At 71.0% G+C, this 17763-nt stretch carries 16 protein-coding genes; 7 read left to right on the forward strand and 9 right to left on the reverse strand.

Annotation, left to right across the window (positions count from 1 at the left end; all coding sequences use genetic code 11):
• Nucleotides 1–240: 240 nt before the first annotated feature.
• Nucleotides 241–498 (forward strand): hypothetical protein, encoded by a 258-nt coding sequence (locus tag ACIBI9_RS37810; RefSeq protein WP_397229493.1) that lies wholly within the window; start codon nucleotides 241–243, stop codon nucleotides 496–498.
• Between the two features lie 179 nt (nucleotides 499–677).
• Here the strand turns inward: ACIBI9_RS37810 and ACIBI9_RS37815 are convergent, their stop codons facing one another.
• Entirely contained in the window at nucleotides 678–1208 is a 531-nt protein-coding gene (locus tag ACIBI9_RS37815; RefSeq protein ID WP_366326714.1) for a YbhB/YbcL family Raf kinase inhibitor-like protein, read from the reverse strand.
• Between the two features lie 85 nt (nucleotides 1209–1293).
• Nucleotides 1294–3294 carry a HelD family protein gene (locus ACIBI9_RS37820; RefSeq protein ID WP_397229495.1) on the reverse strand — a complete coding sequence of 667 codons (2001 nt, stop codon included), beginning with the start codon at nucleotides 3292–3294 and terminating at the stop codon, nucleotides 1294–1296.
• A 275-nt stretch (nucleotides 3295–3569) separates the two neighbouring features.
• On the opposite strand from ACIBI9_RS37820, the gene ACIBI9_RS37825 reads away from it, so the two are divergent.
• Nucleotides 3570–3905, forward strand: a complete 336-nt coding sequence (locus ACIBI9_RS37825; protein WP_397229497.1) for a hypothetical protein — start codon at nucleotides 3570–3572, stop codon at nucleotides 3903–3905.
• Between the two features lie 217 nt (nucleotides 3906–4122).
• Here the strand turns inward: ACIBI9_RS37825 and ACIBI9_RS37830 are convergent, their stop codons facing one another.
• From ACIBI9_RS37830 to ACIBI9_RS37840, 3 genes are all read right to left on the reverse strand, one after another.
• Complete coding sequence (locus ACIBI9_RS37830; protein ID WP_397229499.1) at nucleotides 4123–5769, reverse strand: DNA repair helicase XPB; 1647 nt, start codon at nucleotides 5767–5769, stop codon at nucleotides 4123–4125.
• Nucleotides 5770–5904: 135 nt separating this feature from the next.
• Nucleotides 5905–6261: a hypothetical protein gene (locus ACIBI9_RS37835; RefSeq protein WP_397229501.1), complete on the reverse strand. Its 357-nt coding sequence runs from the start codon at nucleotides 6259–6261 to the stop codon at nucleotides 5905–5907.
• A 92-nt stretch (nucleotides 6262–6353) separates the two neighbouring features.
• Nucleotides 6354–7832 carry an AMP-binding protein gene (locus ACIBI9_RS37840; RefSeq protein WP_397229503.1) on the reverse strand — a complete coding sequence of 493 codons (1479 nt, stop codon included), beginning with the start codon at nucleotides 7830–7832 and terminating at the stop codon, nucleotides 6354–6356.
• Nucleotides 7833–8183: 351 nt separating this feature from the next.
• On the opposite strand from ACIBI9_RS37840, the gene ACIBI9_RS37845 reads away from it, so the two are divergent.
• A complete protein-coding gene (locus ACIBI9_RS37845) occupies nucleotides 8184–9611 on the forward strand; it encodes a hypothetical protein (RefSeq protein ID WP_397229505.1) in 1428 nt (475 codons plus the stop codon).
• Between the two features lie 117 nt (nucleotides 9612–9728).
• Here the strand turns inward: ACIBI9_RS37845 and ACIBI9_RS37850 are convergent, their stop codons facing one another.
• On the reverse strand, nucleotides 9729–12080 hold the full coding sequence (locus ACIBI9_RS37850; RefSeq protein ID WP_397229507.1) for a helicase-associated domain-containing protein: 2352 nt from the start codon (nucleotides 12078–12080) through the stop codon (nucleotides 9729–9731).
• A 45-nt stretch (nucleotides 12081–12125) separates the two neighbouring features.
• Here ACIBI9_RS37850 and ACIBI9_RS37855 point away from each other — a divergent pair, with 45 nt between their 5' ends.
• Nucleotides 12126–12989 carry a hypothetical protein gene (locus ACIBI9_RS37855; RefSeq protein WP_397229509.1) on the forward strand — a complete coding sequence of 288 codons (864 nt, stop codon included), beginning with the start codon at nucleotides 12126–12128 and terminating at the stop codon, nucleotides 12987–12989.
• Here the strand turns inward: ACIBI9_RS37855 and ACIBI9_RS37860 are convergent.
• Both ACIBI9_RS37860 and ACIBI9_RS37865 read right to left on the reverse strand, forming a co-directional pair.
• A complete protein-coding gene (locus ACIBI9_RS37860; RefSeq protein ID WP_397229511.1) occupies nucleotides 12982–13599 on the reverse strand; it encodes a TetR/AcrR family transcriptional regulator in 618 nt (205 codons plus the stop codon). The two genes, ACIBI9_RS37855 and ACIBI9_RS37860, sit on opposite strands and share 8 nt — an antisense overlap.
• 56 nt (nucleotides 13600–13655) lie before the next feature.
• Nucleotides 13656–14051: a hypothetical protein gene (locus tag ACIBI9_RS37865; protein ID WP_397229513.1), complete on the reverse strand. Its 396-nt coding sequence runs from the start codon at nucleotides 14049–14051 to the stop codon at nucleotides 13656–13658.
• A 101-nt stretch (nucleotides 14052–14152) separates the two neighbouring features.
• Between ACIBI9_RS37865 and ACIBI9_RS37870 the strand changes: the two genes are divergently transcribed.
• Together ACIBI9_RS37870 and ACIBI9_RS37875 are read left to right on the forward strand one after the other, a co-directional pair.
• The gene (locus tag ACIBI9_RS37870; RefSeq protein ID WP_397229515.1) at nucleotides 14153–14773 is read left to right on the forward strand and encodes an HAD family hydrolase; all 621 of its coding nucleotides are present in this window, start codon (nucleotides 14153–14155) and stop codon (nucleotides 14771–14773) included.
• 89 nt (nucleotides 14774–14862) lie between these two features.
• Complete coding sequence (locus tag ACIBI9_RS37875) at nucleotides 14863–15258, forward strand: cold-shock protein (RefSeq protein WP_397229517.1); 396 nt, start codon at nucleotides 14863–14865, stop codon at nucleotides 15256–15258.
• A gap of 10 nt (nucleotides 15259–15268) precedes the next feature.
• Here ACIBI9_RS37875 and ACIBI9_RS37880 read toward each other — a convergent pair whose 3' ends face one another.
• Complete coding sequence (locus tag ACIBI9_RS37880; protein ID WP_397229519.1) at nucleotides 15269–16783, reverse strand: MFS transporter; 1515 nt, start codon at nucleotides 16781–16783, stop codon at nucleotides 15269–15271.
• A 125-nt stretch (nucleotides 16784–16908) separates the two neighbouring features.
• Between ACIBI9_RS37880 and ACIBI9_RS37885 the strand changes: the two genes are divergently transcribed.
• Entirely contained in the window at nucleotides 16909–17709 is an 801-nt protein-coding gene (locus tag ACIBI9_RS37885) for a DUF3027 domain-containing protein (protein ID WP_397229521.1), read from the forward strand.
• Nucleotides 17710–17763 lie beyond the last annotated feature (54 nt).

Here is a 17763-nt window from a genome sequence, read left to right on the forward strand (position 1 = left end):
CGCTCTTCCTCACCACCGAGGCCGTCATCGCGGAGAAGCCCGAGAAGAACGCTGCTGCTCCGGCCATGCCGGGCGGCGGCGACATGGACTTCTAGGTCTTTTCTTCGCCGTTCATAACAAGAGCGGCCCGGTTTTCCGGGCCGCTCTTGTTTTCGTTTATCAGCCATTACGTTTCATAATTGATCCGCTACTCGGAGTGAGGAAAGGTGGTGATCACACACCTCAACGAAGGAGTAGAGGATGCTTTCGCGCAGCAAGCGTATTTTCGGCATCGCCATTTTGGGCGTGGCCGCCGCGACCGCCGTCGCCGTCCCTGCCCATGCGTACGTGTCCAAGCCCCCGGCCGTCACCGGCCTGGTTCCCTACCAGCTCATGAGCGTGGTGCGGGCGCCGCTCTGCTTTACCACGGGGGCGCTGTCCGGCGAGACCAAGCTGGGAGTCCCGCTCGTCGAGGAGCTGCTGCCGCAGCTCGCGGACTCCTGCGCGGCGATCAGCTGACGCCTGGCGCGCTCTCGGTCTCTCAGGCGCCTCGCCCTTCGCGGCGGGGCGTCTCCCTTTTTCCGGCTCGCCGCAACGGGCGGGAGTCTTTCCCTACCGGCCCGCCGCAACGGGCGGGGTGTCTTCCTCTTCCGGCCCGCCGCACCGCCCTCTGGAGGGCGGTGCGGGCGCGGGTGCGGTCAGGTGCTGTAGGTCGGGACGATGTGGCCGCGGGCCAGGGTGTTGGCGGTGATGTTGAAGCCCACCACCGCCGGGCTGGCGTCGCTGTCGACGCCCAGCTTGTCGACCCCCAGGGCGTGCACCGTGAAGACGTAGCGGTGCGGGGTGCCGGGGGGCGGGGCCGCGCCGCCGTACTCCTTGGTGCCGTAGTCGTTGCGGGCGTGGACCGCCTCCGCGGGCAGGCCCTTGAACTCCGGGCCGGTGCCCGCGCCCGCCGGCAGCTCCGTCACCGAGGCCGGGAGGTCGAACAGCACCCAGTGCCAGAAGCCGCTGCCCGTGGGGGCGTCGGGGTCGTAGCAGGTGACGGCGTAGCTGCGGGTCTCGGCGGGCGCGCCGGACCAGCGGAGGCGAGGCGACTGGTTACCGCCCTTCATGCCCCAGTCGTTGAAGACGTGGAGGTCGTTCAGCCGCTCGCCGTCCTGGATGTCATCGCTCTCGACCACGAGCGCGGGAACCGACGGCAGGTGTTCATGTGGAAGCGGTGCTGGCACGGCATCCTCCTAGGTTGAGAGCTCCTTGCTCAGCCATCCTAGAAGCGGCCGTGCCCGCCGACGATCAGCCGCCGGGTCCCGCCGTTCAGGTCGTCAGCTCGGCCGGCAGCGGCTTGTCGTGCAGGACCGTCAGGGACGTCACCGCACGGGTGAGCACCACGTACAGCCTGGCCAGGCCCCTGGCTTCGGCCGCGACGATGTCCGCGGGCTCCACGACGATGACGTGGTCGTACTCCAGACCCTTGGCCAGCGTCGCGGGCACGATCAGGAGGCGGTGCTCCTCGTCGGAGTCGGGGCCGAGCACGGCGTGGGGGAGGCCGGCCAGTGCGCGGGAGACGTCGGCCACCAGGGCGTCCGGGGCGATGACGCCGATGGAGCCCTCCCTGGTGAGGACCTCCGCGGCGGCCTGCGCGATCGAGCCGCCGGGGCGTACCGCGAGCGAGCCGAGGCCGGGGCGCAGCGACCGCGGCGCGGCCAGGTCGGGGGCGATGGAGGGGAGCAGCCGGGCGGCGTAGTCGAGGACCTCCCGCGGCACGCGGAAGCCGAGAGTCAGCTCCGTCACCTCGCCCTCGCGCTGGCCCAGATGCCGGAGCACCGACTCCCACGAGCTGGTCGACCACGGCGTCGTGCCCTGGGCCAGGTCGCCGAGGACGGTGGCCGAGCCGTTGCGGCAGCGGCGGCCGAGCGCTCTCAGCTGCATCTCGGAGAGGTCCTGGGCCTCGTCCACCACGAGGTGGCCCAGGGACGGGGTGCGCTCCATGAGGTCGCGGAGCTCGTCCAGGAGCGCGGCGTCCGCGGCGGACCATTTCGCGGACTTCCAGCTCCGGTACGGCTTCCGCCAGATAAGCATTTCTTGCTCATCCGGCGACAAATCGGATTTTGCGGCCTTTGCCAGGAATTCCGGGTCGGAGAGGAGGCGATAAAGGACTTGCTCCGGCGTTAGTTTGGGCCAGACCGTATCAACGAGCTGTTTCACCGGTTTCGACCTGGCCACGGCGTCCTGCACCCGGTCGTCGGGTGATTCGCCGCGCTGCTCCATTCGTACGAGCACCATGTGGGCCAGCCGCTGCGCGAGCGCCGCCCGGCCCGGGTTGTAGCGCGTGGTGCCGCGCAAGGAGGCCACGATCTCGCGTACCTCGTAGTCCGCCACCCGGTAGCGGTAGGCGCCCTTGGAGAACACCACGCCGTCCTCGGGCTTGACGATGTGCAGCCAGAGCGCGCGTTCGAGCACCGCCGCCATCCTGGCGTCGCCCTTCATCGCCGCCACCATCGGGTCCTCGTCGGCGGCGTGCTCGCCGAGCAGCCCGGCCACCGTGGTCTGGTCGACCTTGACCTCGCCGAGCGCGGGCAGCACCGAGGAGATGTACGACAGGAAGGCCCGGTTCGGGCCGACGATCATCACGCCGGCCCTGGCGAGCCGCTCGCGGTGGGTGTAGAGGAGATAGGCGGCCCGGTGCAGGCCCACGGCGGTCTTCCCGGTGCCGGGTGCACCCTGGACGCACACCGTCTGGGCCAGGGTGGAGCGGACGATCTCGTCCTGGTCCGGCTGGATGGTGGCGACGATGTCACGCATCGGGCCGGTGCGCGGGCGCTCGATCTCCTCGGTGAGGATCTTCGACGGGCCGATCTCGCCGCCTTCGCCCAGCGGCTCGTCCTCGAACGCGGTCAGCGCGCCGCCGTGGTACCCGAAGCGGCGCCTCCGTACGACGCCCATGGGGTCGGTGGGGCTGGCCTGGTAGAACGCCTGGGACACCGGCGCGCGCCAGTCGATGACCAGGGGCTTGCTGCCGCCGTCGTGCACGTGGCGGCGACCGACGTAGATCGTGCCGGGGAGGTCGTCGCCCGCCTGCCGGTCGAGGCGGCCGAAGAACAGCGGGGTGTCGGGGTGGTCGGCCAGCGCGGCCACCCGCTGGTCGAGGAGGGACTGGAGGATCTGCTGCGACACCCAGTCGCCCGCCGCGTCCGCGGACAGCGACTGGGCGTGGGCGCGCATCGCCTTGAGCGCGGCCCTGGACTCGGCCAGGTGAGCCTGCTCGGAGGCCAGCACGTCGGAGGGTATGTCGGGGGCCAACTGATGTCCGGGCATGCGAAAGCGCCTCCCTGGGTCGGGAACGGAGGTGGTCAAGGCAGCGAATCGGCCAGTCTAGTGGCGACGTCGGGCGGCCTCCAAAGCATTTACCCATCGGTCACCCACCCGCCGTTCGCCCGCCGCCGCTCTCAGCTCGGCTCCCCGGGGGCAGCGCGGCGGCGTGGCGGCGAGCACGCCTGATCGGCCGGAGTGGCGGCGTCGCGTCGGTGAGTACGGGCGGAGCGGCGCGCGGGGGGCGAGTAGCGGTCTTCGGGGACGGGTAGGGACAGGTGATGGCGCGGATTCAGCTGCGTTTTTCGCCGATCATTCCCACGATCGCGAGCTTCCTGCTCGCCGCCCTCTGGGCGTTGTCCGTCTTCGCGGGCTGGGGGCTGGAGGCGTTCTGCCAAGGCGGCGAGTCCGCTTCGACCTGCTCGCAGCGTCTTGGTACCGTCTCCACGGTGTCGGGGCTGTTCGCCGCGCTCGCCGCCTGCTGCACGGCGGCCGCCTGGCTCGTTCCGGGGTCCAGGCAGGACCCGCGCACGTTCGGGCGGGTCATGGGCGCGGGAGTGGCCGCCTGGGTCGTCGCGGAGGGTGTGCTGTTCCTCGGCGGTCTGATGGCGCGGTAGGGAGCCCCGCCGGCTCGAAGCTTCCTACTGGTAACAACCTGGAAATACCGAAAAATTCGGGCATATCAGGTGCGTTTGTCGGATCATGGGGGTATGTCGCAGGCGGCGTGATAGTACGCAGGTGAGGGGGGTGGTTCGATTGTCTTCGGCCCGCGGAGTCTCGTGGACGTGACACAATGCTGAACATGCCTGGCCGCTCACGATGAGCGGCCGGGCGTCACACTCCGCCGAGCACGTCGTCGGCGTCGATGATCTGGTACGCGTACCCCTGCTCCGCCAGGAACCGCTGCCGGTGCGCGGCGAACTCCTGGTCCACCGTGTCCCTGCTGACCACCGTGTAGAACCGGGCGCCCCCGCCGTCGGCCTTGGGCCGCAGCACCCGGCCGAGCCGCTGGGCCTCCTCCTGGCGTGAGCCGAACGTGCCCGACACCTGGATCGCGATCGCGGCCTCCGGCAGGTCGATGGAGAAGTTGGCCACCTTCGAGACCACCAGCACCTGGATCTCCTTGTCGCGGAAGGCCTGGTAGAGCCGCTCCCGCTCCTTGACCCTGGTCTCGCCCTTGATGACCGGCGCGTTGAGGTGCTCGCCGAGCTCGTCGAGCTGGTCGATGTACTGGCCGATGACCAGCACCTGCTCGCCCAGGTGGCGGCGGACCAGCGCCTCGGTGACGTGGGTCTTGGACGGCGTGGTGGCGCAGAAGCGGTAGCGCTCCTCGGACTCGGCCATCGCGTACGCCAGCCGCTCCTCGTCCGTCAGCGTGACACGCACCTCCACGCAGTCGGCGGGCGCGATCCAGCCCTGGTTCTCCATCTCCTTCCAGGGCGCGTCGTACCGCTTGGGGCCGATCAGCGAGAACACGTCGCCCTCGCGCCCGTCCTCGCGCACCAGCGTCGCGGTCAGCCCCACGCGCCTGCGGGCCTGCAGATCGGCGGTCATCCGGAAGATCGGCGCGGGCAGCAGGTGCACCTCGTCGTAGACGATCAGGCCCCAGTCCCGGGCGTCGAACAGCTCCAGGTGCGAGTAGACGCCCTTCCGCCTGGTGGTCATCACCTGGTACGTGGCGATGGTGACGGGGCGGATCTCCTTCTTCGAGCCGGAGTATTCGCCGATCTCGTCCTCGGTCAGCGACGTGCGCTTGATCAGCTCGGTCTTCCACTGGTGGGCCGAGACCGTGTTCGTCACCAGGATGAGCGTGGTGGCCTGCGCGTGGGCCATGGCGGCCGCGCCGACGATGGTCTTGCCCGCGCCACAGGGCAGCACGACCACGCCGGAGCCGCCGTGCCAGAACGCGTCCGCCGCCTCCTGCTGGTACGGCCGCAGCCCCCAGCCCTCCTGCAGCAGCTCGATCGGGTGGTGCTCGCCGTCCACGTAGCCGGCCAGGTCTTCCGCCGGCCAGCCCAGCTTGAGCAGGGACTGCTTGACGTTGCCGCGGTCGCTCGGGTGCACGATGACCGAGTCGGCGCCGAGCCGCTCGCCCAGCATCGGCTGGATCTTCTTGGAGCGCAGCACCTCCTCCAGCACCGCCCGGTCGGTGGAGGTCAGGACCAGGCCGTTGACGGGGTCCTTCTCCAGCCGCAGCCGGCCGTACCTGGCCATGGTCTCGGCGATGTCCACGAGCAGGGCGTGCGGCACGGGGTAGCGGCTGAAACTGATCAGCGCGTCGATGACCTGCTCGGCGTCGTGGCCGGCGGCGCGGGCGTTCCACAGGGCCAGGGGGGTGACGCGGTAGGTGTGCACGTGTTCGGGAGCTCGCTCGAGCTCGGCGAACGGCGCGATCGCCTTACGGCAGTCGTCCGCTCGTTCGTGGTCGACCTCGAGCAGCAGTGTCTTGTCCGACTGGACGATCAGCGGTCCATCGCTCACTGGCTTTTCTCCGTGGGGTTCGTACGGGGCCTCGCGCAACAGGACCATCGTCTCCCGATCCTGGCTCTCCCGCTCCGAGACTCCAACAACCCGCGCGCCCGGATTAGTCCTCAAGTGGGTCAGGAGCCGCGGCTGTCAGTCCTCGAGATAGCCGGCGAGGCCCAGAAAGAGGAAGAGGCCGATGCCGAGCACGTAGCCCAGCCCGAACATGATCCAGCTCCAGATCACCATCTTGCGGGCGGTCCGCGGCTCCGTGCGGGCCTTGCTGAGCGCCAGGCCGGCCAGGATCGCGCCGGGCAGGCCGAGGACGTTGCAGCACGAGAGGAGGGCGAGGAGGTTGAGCACAAGGGAGGCGATCGCGTTGGCGCTCGGCCCGTCGTCGCGCCGCGGCGGGGGATAGCCGTAACCGTAGCCGTACTGCGGGGGCGGCTGCTCGCCGTAGGGGGCGCCATAGGGCTGGTACGGGTAGCCCGACGGATCTTCCTGGGTCATGTTCACCTCCAGACACGTCAACACTTATCACGGAAAGGAGGCGCGCCTGACCGCGCTGTGAGATCTGGCCATGGATCGCCTGCTCAGGGCGGTCAGTCGAGGCGGGCCCGCAGTGCCTTGCGGTCGAGTTTGAGCACGCTCGTCACCGGCACCGAGTCCACGAACCTCACCTCGCGCGGGTACTTCACCCGCCCCACCCGCTCGCGAGCCCACTCGATCAGCTCCTCGGCCGTCACCGTCGCGTCCTGCCTGAGCTGGACGAACGCCACGACCTCCTCGCCGATCCGCGGCTCCGGGCGGCCCACGACGCCAGAGACCACCACGTCGGGGTGGCGGTTGAGGGCGTCCTCGACGTCGCGGGGGAACACGTTGAAGCCGCCCCGGATGATCAGGTCCTTCTTCCTGTCCACGACGTAGAGGTAGCCGTCGTCGTCCACGCAGCCGATGTCGCCGGTGCGCAGCTCACTTCCGACCAGCGCGGTGCCCTCGGGGTCGGGGTCGTGCTCGCCCCAGTAGCCGAGCATCAGCGCGTCGCCCGAGACGCAGATCTCGCCGACGTCCCCGGTCTCCAGCTCCTCGCCCTCGCCGTCGCGGATGGTGATGGCGTAGCCGGGCAGCGGGAGGCCGACGCTGCCGGCCTTGCGCCTGCCCGGCGGGTTGAACGTGGTGACCGCGCTGGTCTCGGTCAGGCCGTACCCCTCGAGGATCTGCACGCCCGGCACCCTGCGCTCGAACTCCTCCAGCACGTCCCTGCCGAGCGGTGCCGCGCCGCAGGTGAGGAAGGACAGGTCGGGCAGCGGGTGGGATTCGAGGGGTTCGGTGAGGAGCAGCTGGATCATGGAGGGTACGACGGCGCCGTACTGGACGTGCTGCTCGGCGGCCAGCGCGAGGAACGCCTTCGGCTCGAACCGGCGCATCAGCACCGTCTCCTGCGGCTCCGTCGCGTGCATCGAGGCGACCGAGATGATCAGCCCGTACGCGTGCGAGAGCGGCACGGGCACCAAAGCACGATTTTTCCCTTCTTGATGGGACATGTCCCAGGCGTCCTTGGCCACCTGCCAGAGGCCACCGTGGCTCAGCATGACGCCCTTGGCCCGGCCCGTGGTGCCGCCGGTGTACATCAGCGCCGCCAGATCGCCGGGGTCCCTGGTCACCGGGCCGCGTTCGGATGCCCGTTCCAGCTCGGCCGTGTCCACAAAAATCGGGATATCGACGGTGGTGGCCCGTACGGTCTCCACCAGCTCGGGCGAGGTGACGACCGCGGACGCGCCGCTGTCGAGCAGGATGTGCCGCAGCTCATCGGCGCCCACCAGGAACACCACCGGAGTGACCACCGCGCCCGCGGCCCACAGCGCCTGGTAGATCAGCGGCACCTCGGGCGAGTTCGCCATCATCACGACCACCCGGTCGCCGGGCCCGATCCCGCCCTCGGCGAACCCGCCGCACATCCGGCGCGCCCGTTCGGCGAGCGCGTGGCTGCGGTGCCAGACGCCTTCGTAGAACGTCGCGTCGTGATCGTCGAAGCGGCCCCAGGACTCCTCGGCCAACAGGCCCAGCGTTTGCTCGGTCACATGCCCAACCTGATGGGATCGTGGTCACGCCGTCAACCCTTGACTAGTCCTGATGGACGGGGCCCGGTTGACTGGTAAATGACAAGATATCTCCCTATATGGTCGTTCGTGTTTTCTTGTTGGCCTAGATCGTGTAATGGTGGAAGATCTAGGGGCCATGGGGCCTGCCGAGGCAAGGGAAGTCATGATCGACATGTCCGCGTCAAGCGGCCCCGAATGCGAACGTCACGCGAAAGACCAGGTCAGGGTGGCTTTGGTGACGCTCCGCGAGCTCTTCGTAGTAAAAGAAGAAACTTGTTAGGCGTAGTTATTTTCTGTAGAAAACTTTCCAGTCAACCCTGAGGTGAATTCGTGACCGAAACGCCTGAATCGGGCGAGATCGACCTCGATGACATAACGCTCGGCCAGAGCTTCTTAACGGTGTACGAGTACCTGCGGCCGTTCGCCGCGCCGGTCACCAGGGACCTGAAGAGACGGGACGCCGACGCGCTCCTGCGCTCCTACCTGGAGCCCGCCTGCTTCCCCGAGGCCGTGCGCCGGCTCAGCATCCGCCACCTGCTCGTCCTCGTGGGCGAGGAGGAGACGGGCAAACGACTGGGCGCCATCGCCCTGCTCTCCCGGATGTCCCTGGCCGAGAGCACGATCACCGTGCTGTCGCCCGCCGGCAGCGCCGCCGACCTGCTGTCCAGGACCGAGTACGAACCGGGGCGGGCGTACCTGCTGCACGACTGGATCGCCGAGAGCACCGACCGGATCGAGCTGGTCAACCTGGCACGCAAGCTGGCCGAGCTGGGCTCGTACCTGGTCATCACCAGGAACGTCGCCCCCTCCCAGGCGGTCGAGGTGGAGCAGCCGTGGAGCGCGCCGGAGCCGGGGGAGCTGTTCGACCTGTGCCTCAGGGCGTACGGCCTGCGCGCGGGTCACAGCCCCGAGGAGCTCACCCGGGCCAGGGACCTGGCGCTGACCCTGCCGACGCCGGCCGAGGTCGTCCGCCTGGCCGGACGGCTGGTGGGGGACGACGGGCCCTCGGGGGAGGACGTGGCGGGCTGGTTCGACACCAAGCCGCTGCTGCACGAGGTGCGGGAGGTGGCCGCGCTCGCGTTCCTGCAGGGGGTGGACGGGCCGGTGTTCGAGCGGCAGTTCGCCAGGCTTGAGCGGATCTGCCAGGCCCAGGAGCGGCGGGTCCCTCGCGTGTCCCATCCGCTGGTCGCCCATGAGGAGGGTCGCGTCACGTTCCGGGTGCCGCAGCACCGCGGGCAGGTGCTGGCGGAGCTGGCCGGGCGGTACGGGTTCTGGCTGTGGCAGCCGCTACGCGAATGGGTACGGTCGCTGGCCTTCGAGGGGGCCGACGTCCGGACGCGGGCCGCGGAGGGGGTGGCGTTGCTGGCGGCGTACTCGCTGAGGGACGCCCAGCTGGAGTTCCTCGACGTCTGGGCGCGGGGCGGGAACGCGGAGGGGCTGGCGGCGGGGGACGCGCTGTCGTACATGTGCGCCGACGACACGCTCGCCCCTGAGGCGCTCAGGATCGCGCTGGCCTGGGCGGCCGATCCCCTGGACCCGCGGGCCGCGGCGGCGGCCGTGGCGCTGGGCGGCGGGCTGTCCGTCCGGTATCCGGCCGACGCGGTGTGGCACTTGCGGCGGCTGGAGTCTGGCGACGGGCCCTCGGCGGGTGTGGCGGGGCGGGCCTTGGCGCTGCTGGTCGAGCACGCGCGCCAACGCCACGACGCCCGGGCGCGCACGGTCACCGCGCTGGCCGCGACCCTCGCCGCGGACGCCTGACCCGGGCCCGATGACGCTCGCCGGGGCCGCGGGACCCCGGCGAGCCCCCAGCGCACCGAGACCCCCGCCCGCCGGAACCTCAGTGCTCCGGGACCCCGGCGCAGCGGAGGCCGGGGGTCAGAGGCCGGCGACGCCCGTGATGCGGTGGAGGGCGAAGCGGTGGACGGCGGCCCGGGTCTCGTCGTAGGCGGTCAGGTAACCGCCCTCCATCCGAGCCGGCTCCAGGATGCGCGAGGTCGCGTTCCCCTGCGAGTCGAGGTACCCGATCCACACGCGTACCCCCTGCTTGATCGCCTCCTGCAGGGCCGAGATCGTGGCCGTGGCGGGCCCGCGCGGCACCTGCCCGCCCGGGGCGTCGACGGGCTCGCGCCGCGCCAGGTGCGCCGCGTCACCGGCCCGCAGCGCGCGTACGGCCGCCACCGCCACCTCCGGGTCCAGGCCGTTGGGCGACGCCACGGCGCGGACCGGGGCCAGCCCCTCGGTACGGCGGCTGTCGAGCTGCGAGATGATCACGTCGCCGTCGAGCGACTCGGCGACGGGCGCGTACCCCATGGCACGCAGCGAGTCGACCAGCGCCGCCCTGGACGAGCGGGAGGCGATCACGGTGGGTGCCAGCCTGCGCAGCCGCAGCGCGGCTGAGCGCCGGTCGGCGGTGATCTGGTCGAGCAGAGCCGGATCGTCGCACCGGATGTACGCGCTGGCGGTGCCCACCCGGATGCGGCCGTGGCGCCTGGCCACGTCGGTCACCAGGTACGACAGCGCCTGCGGCACCGGCGTGGCCGAGTGGCGGGACAGCATCGACACCAGCTCCTCGCCCCCGTGCCCCGCGTCGAGCGCCCGCCGGATCGAGCTCTCGCTGAACCGGTAGACCGTGGCCCCGCCCTTCGACTCCACGTCGGCGGTGAGCGTCATCCAGCGGTTGAGCTCGCTCGTCAGCGGCCCCGGCGCGATGGCGGTGAGGTCGGCCTGGAGCAGCACGTGATCGACGGGTTCCGGCAGCAGAGGCGCGAGCACCTGCGCGGGTTCGCCGCCTTCGAGCAGCGCCCGCCCGTGCGCCGACAGCGCGCCCAGCCCCGTCACGCCGACCTGCTCGGCCTCTCGCAGCGCGAACTCGGTGAGCTGCTCGCGCAGCGGCCCCCGGCGGCGCGGCTGCTCCCACGCCAGCCGTTCGAGCACCGAGTCGCGCGCCGGCGCGAGGCCGGGCGCGGCGGCCAGCACGCCCAGCGTGGCCGCCCTGACGCCGGGAGCGGAGGAGCGGCGCAGGTCGGTGTGCAGGGCGTTGAACGGCCTGTCTCGATCATCCCGGTCGCCAACCAGGCCGGGCACTCGGTCCATGTGCAGCCAGGTGAGTGCGAGGGTGACCCACCGGTCGGCGGTCGCCCTGACCCGCCAGAGGTCGTAGCCGGAGGTCGGCAGCCACTCGCCGTCCACGCCGCCGCCCGCCGCGATCAGCCCGGCCGCGTGCGTCACCTCGATGACCAGCGCCGTCGCCCACTCGGGCAGGTCCAGCTCGGCCGCCGTGCGCTTCAGGTCGCGCACGCCCAGGCCGCCGGTACGCAGCACGCCGGGCGGCTCGACGCTCCACCGCTCGCACAGCTCCTCCACCGACCTGACGAACGTGAACGCCTGCCCGGCCGCCGTACGGTCGGCCAGCTTCCGGTCGCGCGCCGTCCCTTCGAGCGGCGGCGGGAGGGCCAGCAGGCCGCGGTGCACCCGGCCGCCACGCAGGTAGAGGCCGACCTCGCGGGGCAGCGTCACGCTCTCCTCGCCGGTGGCCGCCAGCAGCCCTCTGGCCAGCAGCTCCTCGATGGGCGAACGGGCGGAGGCCACGCTCACCTCGCGCCTGGCGTTGGGCACGCGCCCGGCCGGCGGCCCCCAGGCGAGCTGGTCGAGCGCGCCCCTGGCCTCGGGCGAGACGGACTCGACCAGGGCGGCGGGCTCCGCCAGCGCGGCCGCCAGCCGCTCCTTGCCCGAGCCCTCGGTGCCCGGCGCGACCTCGTCGGCCATCTCGTCGAGCTGCTCGGGCGCGTGATGCCGGAACGCGTCGACCGCCCTCGGCCCGAGCCCCGCCGGGTCCTCGAGCACCTTGCGAACGCCGGGCCCCAGATCGAGCGCGTCGTCGGGCCCGTAGACCAGCGCCAGCTCGAACAGCCTGTCCAGCGCGGCCGACAGCGCGGGCTCGGCGTCGCGCGGCCCGCTCTCCGCGTCATCGTCCGCCAGGGCCGCGCCCACGAGCTCGCGCAGCCGCTCCCTGGGCATCGGCCCGTCCTGTACGGCCAGCGTCTCGACGACGGCCAGCGTGAAACGGTCGAGCCGGTCGAGCACCCTGGCGATCGCCGACGGGCTGCCCGCCCGCGACGCCAGGCCTTCCAGATGCGCGGGCACCGGAGTGATCAGCTCGGGCCGCGCGGAGACGAGCGCCCGCAGCTGTTCGTCGGTGCGCCCCCTGATCCACTCCGTGAACTCCATCGTTGCCATGGTATGTCCCACCTGATTGGGGCAGCATTGCTTGACGTGATAGAGCGCGCGGACCAGCTCGTGCTGAACTACGTCTCGAAGGCGGCCGACGCCGCCCACGGCGTGCTCAGGGCCGACCAGCGGCTCGACTTCGCCAAGCGGCTGCGCGCCAGGATCGAGGTGGAGCGGCGCGGCAGCCAGAACGCGCGCGAGGTGTCGAAGGTGCTGGCCAGGTTCGGTGACCCGGTGGCGCTGGTGGAGCGCGAGGCGCGCCGGCTCGCCGAGGCGGGCGTCCCCACCATGCGAGCCGAGGCCGGCGTCCCCACCATGCGCGCCGCCGAGGAGGGGCCGCCGGCGCAGCCGTCCGGGGATCAGGGCTCCACGCGGCGCTTCCCCACGATCGTGGACGACGCCGACGCGCCCCCGGGCGTCCAGGCGTACCGGAGGATCGCACGGGAGAGCATCGGCAGGGGCCGCGGCCTGCCGTTCGCCGGGCTGCGCAGGGTGGCCATGTCCAGCGCGAACCCCATGGCGACCGGCGGCAGGGACGCCAGGACCCTGGCGAAGGAGCATCCCCGCGACGCCGCCGCGATGGTCGTCCTCGTGGTGGCCGCGCTGCTGCTGCCGTTCGACCTGCCGCCGCTGGCGATCTTCGAGATCCCCGTGCTGGTGTGGGCGGCCGGGGCGGTGCTCGTGCTGTTCAGCGACAGCTGGAACCTGCGTGACAAGCTGCTCGGGATCGGGGCGCCGCTGCTCGGCTACTCGGCGGGCGGGGTGCTCGTCGGGGGCCTGCGGGTGGGGAGCGAGCCGGGGTTACAGGCGTTCTTCGCGCAGTTCTACAGCGTCAGCGGCACCATGTTCATGATCGGGACGGGGCTGGGCGTGGTGTGGCTGGCCTACCGGCTGCTCGACATCAGCTGACCGGCGCGGGGCTGGGCAGCAGGCCGACCGCCAGGCGCACCCACGCGGCGACGAACTGGTCCTTGTCCGCGTAGCCCGGCAGCTCGCCCACCGTCTCCTGGAAGAGCCGGTAGTGCACCACGGAGCCGCCCAGCACCACGGAGATGCCGGCCCAGTCGACCTCGACGTCCTTGTACTCGGGCTGCGCCCTGAACCAGGTGACGATCGCGTCGAACATGGGCTGCAGCAGCCCTTCCCTGACCACGGCGACCAGCTCGGGGAACTGGCTCAGGTCGCGGAAGAACACCCGCGTCAGCTCGGACTCCTCGCGGACCTTGGCCAGCCCGGCGCGGCACAGATGGGACAGGCGCTCTTCCAGAGCCGCCGACGCCTCCATGCTGCTCAGCTCGGCCAGGCTGTCCGCCACCTGGCTCCTGGTGCGGGTGGCGTGCTCGTTGATCGCCGCGGCGAGCACTTCGTACTTGGACTTGAAGTGCCGGTAGAGCCCGCCGGCGCCGGGCGAGAGCCCTGAGGCGGCCTCGATCTCCGCCACGGAGGTGGCGGAGTAGCCCCGCTCCGCGAACAGCCGCAGGGCCTCATCGATGATCCGCGCACGGGTCGATCTGGTCATATCTATCCTGTTACCTCCGCCTTGAGGGTAGTCGCAGTATGTAGCGGGGACCGCACTTACGGAGCGGCGCGCCGGATCAGGCCCGCCAGCGCCGAGCCGATGATCAGCCAGACGATCGCGGCGAGGCCGTAGTTGACCAGCGCGGTCCAGTGCGGGTCGGCGAGCTGGAACAGGTTGGCCAGGCCCAGCGACAGTCGGCCGGCGAGCGACTCGACGAACTGGTACCAGACGTTGGCGGGGTTGGCCTTGAACACCGTGAAGACCGCGTACAGGATCACGACCAGCGCGGCCATCCGCGAGGCGACCTTGACCAGATGGGCCAGGGCCGACACGGTCCGGCTCCAGACCGTCACGGGCGGGCCGCCGGGCCGGGCGGGTCTGTGCGGGCGCGGCGGGGCGGAGGAGGCGACGAGACGGTCTCCGGTGTGCGGCGGTTGGGGGGCGTTGGTCACGGCCGCTCCTCTCCGATAAGTAATTCCTTTCTTCCCATTCCCACGGTCCCACAACAAGAGGCCGTTACGCGGCGTAGAGCGGCGTTTGGCATCCTGCACATGTGACGACTTCCGTGGGATTCGACCTTGACATGACATTGGCGGACACGCGAGAGGGCATCGCGGCGGTTTACGACGAGCTGTCCGTGCGTTTGGGTGTGCCCATTGACTCGGCGGCGGTGGTGAGCCGACTGGGTCCGCCGCTGGAGGTGGAGCTGGCCAACTGGCTGCCCGCTGAGGAGGTCGCCGCGGCCGCCCACCTTTATAGGGAGATATATCCGCAAATAGGGGTGCCGGTGCACACGGCCATGGCGGGCGCGTACGACGCGATCGAGGCCGTACGCGCAGGCGGCGGCCGGGTGATCGTGGTGACCGGCAAGAACCTGCGTGACGCCATCGGCACGGTCAAGCTGCTCGGCCTCGCCGTGGACGAAGTGGTCGGTTCCGTATTCGGTGCCGCGAAGGGATCGGCACTCGCGCGGTTCGGCGCGGCGGCTTATGTTGGTGACCATGTCGCGGACATCGAGGCGGCGCGCGCGGGCGGCGCCGTGAGCGTGGCGGTCGCGACCGGCCCTTACACGGCGGGAGAGCTGCGTGAACACGGAGCGGATGTGGCGCTGGCCAACCTGACCGAATTCGCCACCTGGTTCGCAGGTTGGCGCAAGCATGATGAACTCCGGTAATTGCCCGGGATTTACCCGGTCGCCCTGGCGCGCTCCGGGGCATAACCTACATCCATCCAGCTTTTCGACTGTTTGAACGAGGTCCTCCTGTGCCGAGTGGCAAGGTCAAGTGGTACGACGCCGACAAGGGTTTCGGCTTCCTCACCCGCGACGACGGCGGTGAGGTCTTCGTGCATTCCTCCGCGCTGCCCACAGGTGCGGCCCCGCTCAAGCCCGGCCAGAAGGTCGAGTTCGGCGTGGCCGAGGGGCGCCGGGGCCAGCAGGCGCTCTCGGTGCGGATCCTCGAGCAGCCGCCGACGCTGGCCAAGCCCAAGCCCAAGGCCAAGCGGAAGAAGCCGGACGAGATGGTCGTCATCGTCGAGGACCTGATCAAGCTGCTCGACGACGTCTCGACCTCCTACCAGCGGGGCAAGCACCCGGACGCGGCCCACGCCAAGAAGATCGCTCAGGTGCTCAGGGCCGTCGCCGACGACCTCGACGCCTAAGACCCCGGCGTCAGCTGTTCGGGTTGGTGAGCGGCTTGGTCGGGTCGAGCGTGTCGGTCAGCTGGAGGTCGTGACCGTCCGCCTCGGCCCGCTGCCTGCGCAGCTTGTCGTCGGTCGCGCGCACGCGCCGCCGCCTGGCGACCAGCAGCCAGCCGAGCGTGGCCGTCAGGAGGACGGCCAGCGTGACCAGCCCGGCCACGCTGCTCTCCGACAGCGACAGCACCAGCCCGACCAGGCCGCCGAACACCCAGGCGAGCTGGAGCATCGCCTCGACCACGCCGAAGGTGGACGAGCGCACCTCCTCGCCGATCTCCCGCTGCACGATCGCGTCGAGCGCGAGCTTGCCCAGCTCCTGCGCGAAGGCCGTGACCAGCGAGATGGCCAGCGCGGTCCACAGGCCGAAGAAGATCGCGGTCGCGATGCTGGTCACGACGGTCACGGCCAGCGTGACCAGCACGATCAGCTGCGGCGAGTGATTACGCGTCCAGTTGGCCACGGCGGCGCCGGCCAGGCCCCCCAGCCCGGCCGCGGCCGCCAGCAGCGCGATCGTCTTGGGGATGTCGAAGAACGGATCCTGCAACTGCCCGGCGGCGAGCCAGGGCACCGCCTTGTCCTGCACCAGGAACAGCAGGAAGAACAGCAGGAATCCGGAGAAGACGCGCAGCGCCACGTTGGCCCAGACGGCCTCGGCCACCGCGGGGCCCACCTTGAGCAGGGTGCGCCAGCGCGGCGTGGCTCCCTCCTCCTCCAGGTCGGGCGAGTCGATGTGGCGCGGCAGCCGTACCGCGGCGACTCCCAGCAGCAGGAAGGCCACCATCGCGACGCGCAGCACCATCGCGCTGCCCAGCCAGGCGGTCAGCCCGGCGCCGACCGGCACCGCGACCCCCGCGGAGACCAGCGTGAACAGCGCCACCCGCGCGTTCGCCGACACCAGCGTGATGTCCGCGGGCAGCACGCTCGGCATGATCGCGGCCCGCGACACGTTGTACGCCTTCGACAGCACCAGCACGCCCAGCGCCCCGATGAACAGCGTGGGCAGGTCGCCGGGGCCCACCGCGGCCGCCATCGCGAAGCAGAGCAGCCCCCGCCCGAACAGCGTGCCCGCCATCACGTAGCGCCGCCCCGACCTGAACCGGTCGAGGATCGGCCCCACGAACGGCGCCAGCAGCCCGAACGGCAGCATCGTGATGACCAGGTAGAGGGCCACCGAGCCGCGGGCCTCGCCCACGGGCACGCCGAAGAACACCGTGCTCGCCAGCGCCACCGTGACCAGCGCGTCGCTCGCGCTGTTGCCCGCCGACAGCTCGATCAGGCGGCCGAGCCCGGTGCGGCCGGCGCCGTTGGCGTAGGTGAGCCGGCGCGTGGCTTTGCCGACTTTTCGCGCACCTTTTGCCGTGGCCTTGCCGGCCCTGGCCGTGCCGCCGGCCGTGGCCCTGCCCGCGCGCACAGTGGCGCGTCCCGCGTCGGCGGCCCCGCGTGCCACCCGCCGCGAGATGTCGCGTGCCCGGCCCCAGCCTCCCTCCACGCCTACCAGTCTTACCTGATTCGTCCGCGATCTCGGTGCGGGATCCCCCGTTGTGGGACTCTCAGGTCCGCCCATGGGTGAGAATGAAGTGTGAGCGAACAGCACCTTTCGGCGGAGGGCGCCCCATGAGCCGTACCAGGGCCCGCGTCTCCGCTCCCGACCAGGCCTGTGTCGCCGCGGTCGATCTGGCGCGCAGCGCGGCCGAGGAGCTCGCGCGGCCGGGCGAGCCCGGCGAGCACCTCGGGTTCGAGAGCGAGGGCGACCGGATCGTCACCCACTACTTCGCCTGCCTCGACCGGGCATACCGCGGCTGGCGCTGGGCCGTCACCGTCACGCGTGCCTCGCGGGCCAAGAAGGTCACGGTCAGCGAGGCCGTCCTGCTGCCCGGCGCGGGGGCGCTGCTCGCGCCCGAGTGGCTGCCGTGGAGCGAGCGCCTGCGCCCCGGCGACCTCGGTGTGGGCGACCTGCTGCCGACCCCTGAAGACGACGACAGGCTCGCACCGGGCTTCACCGAGACCGACGACGACAGCGACCATCAGGCGGTTTTCGAGTACGGCCTGGGCCGGGCCCGTGTGCTCTCGGCCATCGGCAAGGACCGGGCGGCCAGGCGCTGGCACTCGGGCGAGCACGGGCCGCACACGCCGATCGCACACGCCGCTCCCGCGCAGTGTTCCACCTGCGGCTTCTACTGGCCGCTCGCGGGTGGCTTGCGGCAGACGTTCGGGGTCTGCGCCAATGAGTACGCGCCCGACGACGGCAAGGTCGTCGCCGCCGACCACGGCTGCGGCGCCCACTCCGAGGCCGCCGTCCTGCCGCCCGCCGTCGAGCAGGCCATGCCGATCCTCGACGACCTGGGCTACGACCTGATGGAGGAGGAGACGGGCTCGGTCGACGAGTCGGCCTCCGAAGAACTCGGCCATTCCTGACAGAGCAGGCCGCTAACCTACGCGTGGCCGTTACCCCTCTACCAGGATCGTGAT

It is taken from the genome of Nonomuraea sp. NPDC050451 (assembly GCF_044458585.1).

Bases quoted from the DNA above. Each gene is read 5' to 3' on its own strand.
- ACIBI9_RS37810 (WP_397229493.1), top strand. From the start codon at position 241: ATGCTTTCGCGCAGCAAGCGTATTTTCGGCATCGCCATTTTGGGCGTG.
- ACIBI9_RS37820 (WP_397229495.1), bottom strand. From the start codon at position 3,294: ATGCCCGGACATCAGTTGGCCCCCGACATACCCTCCGACGTGCTGGCC.
- ACIBI9_RS37825 (WP_397229497.1), top strand. From the start codon at position 3,570: ATGGCGCGGATTCAGCTGCGTTTTTCGCCGATCATTCCCACGATCGCG.
- ACIBI9_RS37835 (WP_397229501.1), bottom strand. From the start codon at position 6,261: ATGACCCAGGAAGATCCGTCGGGCTACCCGTACCAGCCCTATGGCGCC.
- ACIBI9_RS37850 (WP_397229507.1), bottom strand. From the start codon at position 12,080: ATGGAGTTCACGGAGTGGATCAGGGGGCGCACCGACGAACAGCTGCGG.
- ACIBI9_RS37860 (WP_397229511.1), bottom strand. From the start codon at position 13,599: ATGACCAGATCGACCCGTGCGCGGATCATCGATGAGGCCCTGCGGCTG.
- ACIBI9_RS37885 (WP_397229521.1), top strand. From the start codon at position 16,909: ATGAGCCGTACCAGGGCCCGCGTCTCCGCTCCCGACCAGGCCTGTGTC.